The organism is Micromonospora sp. ATA51 (assembly GCF_016802855.1).
Classification (GTDB): Bacteria; Actinomycetota; Actinomycetes; order Mycobacteriales; family Micromonosporaceae; genus Micromonospora; species Micromonospora sicca.
In genome coordinates this window covers 1-7,737 of sequence record NZ_JAEVHJ010000313.1, presented here as the reverse complement: position 1 = coordinate 7,737, position 7,737 = coordinate 1, and the positions used below count along the sequence as shown (strand labels likewise).

The window sequence follows — 7,737 nt, the reverse complement described above, 5'->3', positions numbered from 1 at the left end:
CGACGACGTGGACGAGATCGGCGACCTCCACGCACTGGCCGTTCCCACTCGATCGGCTGCTCTTTCTCCACCGGGCGCGGGACAGGTTGACTGAGGTCATCCCGTATCTCCTTCCTGGCTGATCGCGGCAGCCTGCTCTTCGATCAGCTTGATCGAGCTGGCCGGGTCGAGCGCGGTGGCGCGAAGGTGTTCGAACGTGGTCGCGTAGCGGCGGACGTCCGCTTCCCGTTCGAGGAACAGGTCGCCAGCCATGCTGTCGACGTACACCAAGGCGGGGTCCGCTGTGTCAGGAAAGTCCATGACGACGAACGAGCCGGGCATGCCGGCGTGCGCGCCGCTCGCGAACGGGATGACCTGAAGCGTGATGTGCGGCTGGCCAGCCACTTTCGCCAGGGCCTCAAGCTGTTCGACCATGATCGCCGCCCCGCCGGTCTGGCGGTGCAGGACAGCTTCGTCCAGGATTGCCCAGAGCCGCAGCGGGTCGGATTTGCGTAGCGACTCCTGCCGCTGCATCCGGGCCTCACAGCGGGCTTGCACATCGGCTTCGGTGGCCAGCGGCAGGACGCCTCGGATCACGGCGCGGGCATAGCGCTCGGTCTGCAGCAGGCCGGGGACGAACAGGGACTCGTAGTTGCGCACTGAGCGGGCTTCGGCTTCGAAGCTGATGTAGGTCGTGTACAGCTCGGGCAGCTCCGACTCGTACGCCTGGAGCCAGCCCAGCTGCGCGGCCTGACGTGATAGGGCAATGAGTTCGCTGCGCTTGTCCTCGTCGGTGACGCCGTACCTGTCAAGCATCGCCATCAGGGTGCGGCGCTGCGGGCGAACCTTGGCCGTCTCGATCCGGTAGAGCGTGGCGGGGTTAATGCCGGTCTGCTCGCTGACCTCTTCGCGGGTGAGGCCGGCCGTCGTCCGCAGTCCGCGCAGCTCAGCCGCGAGCCGCCGGAGGCGCACGGTGGGTGGCTGCCGCCGAGCTGACAACTCCATATCCCTTCGCTCCTGTCGTAGTCAGAGTGTGCCTGGCGTGCGGATGCAATATCGAGGCAGGCCGGGCAGGTGCCCTACATGCGGATGCAAGCCTTGCATTATCCCTACTGCGGTAGCACGATATGCAGAGGTTTGCCAGGCGGGGTCGGTACAAGGAAGCCGGCCAGCTGCGGTGACGGGTCAGCAAGCTCCCAGGGGCTCGTCGCCATCCGGCATGCAGGGGAACTCTCGCGAGGACGGCGCGCACGCGCTGCGGCTGCTCCTCCCGAGGGCCAAGCCAGGGAGGCAACGCGCAGTGGTCTCACCCATCGTGCTGGTGGCGGTCGCGACACTCGGCTTCGCCGCCGGTCTGTTCCTGTTCAAGGTCAAGTCTCGGTGGTGTCGACGGTGCGGCTCGGTCTTGAACTGCCCCGAGTGCGGCGGCCGCAGGTCCCACCCGCACCCAGGCCGCACCCGCGTGACGGGTTGGCTGTGACCCACCGGCCGGTCACTCCGCAGGTGTCCGTCGCATCCGGCGACGTCGTACAGCTCAGCGAGCCGGACTACAAGTACGGCGTCGGCCCGCTCCGGCTCCGCATCGCCCGCGTCCGCCTCGACCTCAGTGCCTGGTACGACGGCCAGTGGGTGTGGCTCGAAGGCACCGAGATCCGCTGGGACGACCGAGACCGGGACGGCCCGTTCCGGCAGGTACTGGTCCGAGTCTCCGCCCTACCGCAGCCGGAGGCGTGACGTGGCGGCCTCCGTCTATCTGTCTGCCGCTGTCGTTGATCAGCTCACCGCCGCGCAACGGGTGCTCGACGAGCACATCACATCCAGCGCATCCGGCTATTGCCTGCGCTGCCAGCTCATCGGGCCCTGCCTCGCAAGCGAGCAAGCGACTGCCACCTTCGGACGCTACGCCCGCCTACCCCGCAGGACGCCCGGCGCCACTCGCCCCGAACTCATCAACGCCCGCCGACTCGCCGTCCGACCGGACCCCGCGACCGCTCCCACATCTCTTCTAGCCCGGAGGTACGAATCGTGACACTGCCCGAAGTCGCCGCCGCGCTGCGCGACCTACACATCTCGATCACCCAGCAACAAGACCTGACCAAGGTCGCCGTCCAGGACGCCGAGAACGCTCGGACCGAGTCCCGCGCCCTCACCGCCGGGGCCACCAATCCGCTGGTCAACCGCGCGCTGGGCAACTACGCCCAAGCGATCGTCAGACTTCGGGACGGCTCTTGGCTGCTCGCTGAGGCCGGCGGCATCCTGGCCGAGTACGCCCGAACGATCGGCATCGACCTCGCAGCGAAACAGCCGTCCGCCAAGAGGCAGGCCCCCACGCCCGGCCTGGATGACCAGACGGATCGCGACCCCAGCCTGCCCTCGCCCCGGACTGAGCGTGACGACGAGCCGACAGGATCTGACTCGGAGCCACGCTGATCCGGCGGACTGCACGACGAATCAGGGGTGCGGTGGCGACGGCCACCGGCTCAACCGCCGGCGGTCGCCACCGCCAGCAGGTGCCTGCCAACGGCCCAGCCCTGAGCCCGACACCGCACCAGCACCCGCCGCCGGAAGACGGACAGAAGAACATCACCCCGCTCAAATCCCAGCCTGACCCGCCCCGCTCCTTCATGGATGCCCACCGGCTGCCGGCTGCCGGTGCCGGCGATGCCGGCCAGGTCGGCCAGGTTGTGCAAAGTTTCTGTACGTCTTCAAGCGCGGCCCTGAGCGGGCCGCACGCGCCGCCGCCTGGGAGCGCGCCGGCCGCTGCCGCTGGCGCTCTGCGGCCGTCACGCCTAATGGGTCGCGCCGAGTTGTCGTAGGACACTCGGTTCCGGTAGCCGCCAGCCGGTGAGCACTCATCACGCCTGGACCTGTGAGTCCTAGCGTCAGATCGTGCCCCGGCTGGTGGTGGGGAGGGTTGGACCGCTGATGGGATGACGTGCCCCGTTCCGGCTTGGGGTGGTGAGCACTTGACCATTAGGCCGCCGGTGATCCTCCTCGACGCTGCCGTAGCTGGCCAGGTCGGCGGGAGGAGCGTGGATGCTGTTCGTCGGTGATGACTGGGCTGAGGATCACCACGATGTGGAGATCCAGGAAGAGACAGGCCGGCGGCTGGCCAGGGCGCGGTTGCCCGAAGGCGTGGCCGGGATCGCCCGGCTGCACGCGCTGCTGGCCGAACACCTGCCCAGCGACGCGGAGCCTGCGCAGGTCGTGGTCGGGATCGAAACCGACCGTGGCCCGTGGGTCGGCGCTCTGGTCGCCGCCGGCTATCAGGTGTTCGCGGTCAACCCGATGCAGGTGGCCCGGTATCGGGAACGGCACTCGACCTCAGGGGCCAAGAGCGACACCGGTGACGCCCGAACCCTGGCGGATCTGGTGCGCACGGATCGGCACCGGCATCGTCTGGTGGCCGGGGACAGTGACACTGCCGAGGCGGTCAAGATCCTGGCCCGGGTGCATCAGACGCTGATCTGGGACCGCCAACGGCAGGTCCTGCGACTGCGGGCGGCGTTGCGGGAGTTCTTCCCCGCCGCGATCAACGCCTTCGACGAGCTGCACGCCGGCGAGGCCCTCGAACTGCTCGGCCGAGCACCCGACCCGACCCGGGCGGCCAGACTGTCGCGTTCGCAGATCACCGGCGCGCTACGGCGAGCCGGCCGCCGCAGCGTCGACCAGCGGGCCGAGGCCATCCAGCAGATCCTGCGCGCCGAGCAGCTGCCCCAACCGGCGGCGGTGCAGGCCGCCTACGCCGCCACCGTCACTGCGGCGGTGACGCTGATCGCCGCCCTCAACAGTCAGATCCACGCCCTCGAAGGGGAGGTGAGCGAGTCTTTTCACCAGCACCCGGACGCTGAGATCTACCTGTCCCAGCCCGGCCTGGGCACCGTCCTGGCGGCCCGGGTGCTCGCCGAGTTCGGAGACGATCCCGACCGCTACCGAGACGCCCGCTCCCGCAAGAACTACGCCGGCAACAGCCCCATCACCCGCCAGTCCGGCAAGAAACTCGTCGTCCTGGCCCGCTACGCCCGCAACACCCGGCTCGCCGATGCCCTGCACCAACAGGCCTTCTGCGCCCTGACCGCCTCACCCGGCGCCCGCGCCTACTACGACGAACTCCGCGCCCGCGGCGCTGGCCACCACGCCGCCCTACGCCAGGTCGCCAACCGCCTCACCGGCATCCTCCACGGCTGCCTCAAAACCAGCACCCGTTACAACGAAACCACCGCCTGGGCTCACCGCACCCAACCCGCCGCCGCTTGACACCAAACGCCATGGGATGTCTGACGCCCAGCGGCTGGCGCGGAGAGCGGGAAGCCCGGAGGGGCCGCCGCAGAACGACAGACCGTTGATGCGTGAGGTGGTGGGCCGGCAGCCGGCCGGGCCGCGCGGCTAGGACCGCGCCGCGAAGGGGAGCGCACGCTGGGCGCGTCGGCGAGCTGGCGGCCCGTGCGGGGTTGCGGTCAGTGCGCCTCCGGCGGGGGCGCTCCGGCTCCAGGATGGCCGAAGACCGTCGGCAGCCGGCGTGTCCGTGGGTGGTTGCGGTAGGCCATCCCGCCTGCCATCGGTCCGGGGCAAGCCGAGCAGACCACAGCCCGGCGCGCCTGCGTTCGAACCAGCCGTCAAGGTCCGCTTGACATGGCGCGCCGGACGGCGGCCCGCTCCCCGATAGGCGGGTCGATGGCGAACGGGATGGCTGGGACCTTGGAGCGTAGCCTCCGGCCGTCCTGTTTCCGTTAGGGTCTAGTGGTTCCCGAGCCCTATATGTCCTCGTCCTCGACAGCGACGGTGACCCCCGACAGGGACTCGGCCTTCGCCAGCAGTTGGTGGGTGTCGCCGCTCCGTGCGGTCACGGTGATGTCTAATCCGACCATCTGAATGTCAACGCTCATCCTCGCGGGATCGATGAGGGATGCCAGCTCTCGGATGAGGCCCCAGACTCCCTCACGTTTGCTGTCGTCGGTGATCGAGGACAGCGGCAGCCGGACTTTGGTCACCTCGTAGGTGGTCTCTCCGCTCGGACCGCCTCCGGACGCGGGCTGGGAGGGAATGGGCGTGACCTGAGGGGGCGCCTGCCCCGAGCCACCGGTCGGGGTGCCCGGTGCGGCGGGGTTGGTGTCCGGGGCGCCGTCCGAGCCAGGCGATGGCGTGGGCGCCGGTGCCTGCTCGGGTACCGGCGCGGGGCGGGGGCGCAGCAGTTGCTGCATCGATGCCGGTTGGATCTGCCCTGGGCCAGCGGGACGAATCTCGTTTCCGTCGCTGTCGGCCAGCATCCATTCGCTACTCGTTGCGAGGTGAAACACCGCCTGACGTAAGTTCTCGACGGTGGCGATCATCGGCCACGTGGGGTTGCTGTAGGGCAGCGCGAACAGCTCCTTTGGCGTGAGGTCTCGCCCGAAGCTGCCGGTGGTGATGAGCTGGCCGACGTATTCGGGAGCGAGGGCACCAGCTGTGACCGCTCGGCTGGCGGCGACGAGCTCGTTCCACACGTCCTGCCCAGCCAGGGCTGTCTTGCCGTCGGGTACTGCTTTGTACTGGACAGCGAGACCGTTGGTGGCGCGCAGCAGGTACGCGTAGTGCTGGTAGGCCCACTTGATGTCGTTGTCGAGTTTGCTGCGGACGTCGTCACGGCGTGAGCACGCCTCGAGGTACTCCTCGTCGGCGGGATCGAGTTGGGCGACGACGATCTCCCAGGCGAGGAGGTCTTTGGCGCGGTCTCGGGCCCGGCCGCGTCGTTGGGTGTTGACCAGCGCGACGACCATTGAGGCAGCGTAGGTTGTGGTGAGCCCGGGAGTGACGCCGAAGGCGACGTCGAGGTCGGCGCGGGTCGCTGTGTCCTTGCCGTTGAGCAGGGTCCACCGGCGAGGGTCGAGCACGACCAGCCGGTTCTCCTGCCCGTCAACTCCGGCGAAGCAGGCGGCCGCAGCGGTGCTACCACCGACGGGTGGCTCGACGAAGTGCGGGCCGCTGAAGGGACCCTTGCTGGCCAGCTGCTGGGCCCGTTTCCACACCCGGTTCAGAGCGAGGTCGTTGCTGACCATCGTCATGGCGTTGGCGTGGTACATGTTCAGCGTCTGCTTGATCGACAGATAGAAGCGCTCGGCGCCCTTGCCGTTCGCGGTCCTGGTGCGCTCCAACGCGCCGAGGCCACCTTGGACCGGGCCGGCGACGAGGGCGTTGAAGACCTCCTCGGCCGCGGCGTAGGGCACGGCCGGACCGGCGAGTGCGGCGATCAGCTCGGGCTTTGTAGCGCCTCGCGCGGCCTGGGCGCGGGGCACGAGGCTGTAGGCGAAACATGCGGTGGCCATCCGCAGCGCCGGCGCTGGTTGGCCTGCAGCCACGCCGTTGGCTGCCAGGGTGGCGTCGAGGTTGAAGGCATTCCCGCCTCCGCCGCCGGAGCGGACGACGTCGGTGTTGGCCACGGCCCGGAAACCCTGGATGGCGCGGTCGTTGCCGGCCAGCACACCAGAAGACAGCAGCGCCTCAAGCGCGTCGGTGTGCAGCGGGATGTCGCCGGGGCCGACGAGGTCCGGCGCCCACAGGCCTGCCTCGTGCTGGGTCACGCAGTGCAGCACCGTCCGGGCGAAGATCGCGACGGTGGAGCGGACCCGCTGGAAGGCCTGCACCTTCGACCACTCCTTGGAGACCAGTTCGAACAGGTCTGGGTGGAACGGGTAGGTCTCGACGATCCGGTCGGCGAGCCGGGCCAGGGTGCGGCCGGATCCGAGCTTGCGGTACACCTCCGTGGACCATGCGTCGTCGACGGCGGTGACGTAGGCGTCGGCGACGGTGCGCGCGGCGGTGTCGACGTCAGCGCGGGCGAACAGGCGGCGGCGGATGATCTGGGCGAAGTCATTCGGGTCGGTGACCGTGACCGTCTCGCCGTTGCGCTGCAGGCGGGCGGCGAGGTACTCGCGCATCTCCTCCGCGGCCGGGTGGTAGCCGGCCTGGTCCTCATCGCTGCGGATCATCACTACGACCAGGGCCACCTGCGGCTGGTCGTCCACGGCGTCGGTAAGGGCATTGAGGAACGCCTGCTCCCCGGGCAGACCGCCGATCGCGGTCTGGTCGGTGAGCGCCATCGCGTAGTCCATGAGCTCGTCGATGACGACGAGCACCGGACGCGCGACCTCGGCGAAGGCAGCCTGCAGGGTCGTCTTGTTCGCGCCAAGGTCGATGTAGTGCTTCCAGCGGCCCATGCGGTCGGGGTGGCCGTCGAACAGCAGCCACAGGAACCGGCCGAACAGGTCTGTGGCCGGGCCGAATCTCGGGTCGGTCTTGCCCGGGGACATGGAGTCGCCGATCAGCACGACCGGGACGACCTCGCTCAGGTCGAGGGTGTGCCCGCCTGCCGTCGCCTCGGTGGCGACGGCTCGGCCGAGATCGGAGGCGAAGAACGCATCAGCACTGTTGATCATGTGCCAGATGCCGACGAGGGCGTGGCTCTTGCCGCCGCCCATCCCTTGGTCGAGGTGGAAGCAGGCCTGCGCCTCCACGGCCTGTACTCCAAGCCGACGGGCGACGCGGCCAAGGAACCCGACCAACAGCGGGGTGGGCTGGGTGATATCGGTGTAGTACGCGCACTTGGCGTAGAGCACAGGCACCGTCTGGTAGACAGCCTTGGCCAGGCTCATCTGCAACTCGCCGACGGAGCCGTCGGTGAGGCGGACCTCCTCGCGCAGCGTCAGGACATCGGCCCAATGGATGCCGTAGGCGGGTGCGGTCACAGGGTCTCCTCGAACAGGCTGGACTGGACGGCCGCAG

Annotated in this window: 6 protein-coding genes; 3 read left to right on the top strand and 3 right to left on the bottom strand. The window is 69.1% G+C overall.

Going from position 1 to position 7,737, the window contains the following annotated elements; genetic code table 11:
- Positions 1-100: DUF397 domain-containing protein (locus tag JNW87_RS31290; RefSeq protein ID WP_238454914.1), on the bottom strand; the 100-nt coding region annotated here is incomplete at its 3' end.
- A complete protein-coding gene (locus JNW87_RS31285; protein WP_238454913.1) occupies positions 97-984 on the bottom strand; it encodes a helix-turn-helix transcriptional regulator in 888 nt (295 codons plus the stop codon). The genes JNW87_RS31290 and JNW87_RS31285, both read right to left, overlap by 4 nt.
- Positions 985-1,482: 498 nt before the next feature.
- On the opposite strand from JNW87_RS31285, the gene JNW87_RS31280 reads away from it, so the two are divergent.
- The 3 genes from JNW87_RS31280 (at position 1,483) to JNW87_RS31270 (ending at position 4,236) form a co-directional block, all read left to right on the top strand.
- Entirely contained in the window at positions 1,483-1,713 is a 231-nt protein-coding gene (locus JNW87_RS31280) for a hypothetical protein (RefSeq protein WP_238454912.1), read from the top strand.
- Positions 1,714-2,004: 291 nt separating this feature from the next.
- A complete protein-coding gene (locus tag JNW87_RS31275) occupies positions 2,005-2,409 on the top strand; it encodes a hypothetical protein (RefSeq protein WP_238454911.1) in 405 nt (134 codons plus the stop codon).
- Positions 2,410-3,015: 606 nt separating this feature from the next.
- Positions 3,016-4,236 (top strand): IS110 family transposase, encoded by a 1,221-nt coding sequence (locus JNW87_RS31270; RefSeq protein ID WP_238454910.1) that lies wholly within the window; start codon positions 3,016-3,018, stop codon positions 4,234-4,236.
- Between the two features lie 497 nt (positions 4,237-4,733).
- On the opposite strand, the gene JNW87_RS31265 is transcribed toward JNW87_RS31270, so the two are convergent.
- Positions 4,734-7,700: a DUF499 domain-containing protein gene (locus JNW87_RS31265; protein ID WP_238454909.1), complete on the bottom strand. Its 2,967-nt coding sequence runs from the start codon at positions 7,698-7,700 to the stop codon at positions 4,734-4,736.
- Positions 7,701-7,737 lie beyond the last annotated feature (37 nt).

What these genes read in the sequence shown, in the direction of transcription:
- JNW87_RS31285 (WP_238454913.1), bottom strand. Translation starts at nt 984, where the DNA reads ATGGAGTTGTCAGCTCGGCGGCAGCCACCCACCGTGCGCCTCCGGCGG.
- JNW87_RS31270 (WP_238454910.1), top strand. Translation starts at nt 3,016, where the DNA reads ATGCTGTTCGTCGGTGATGACTGGGCTGAGGATCACCACGATGTGGAG.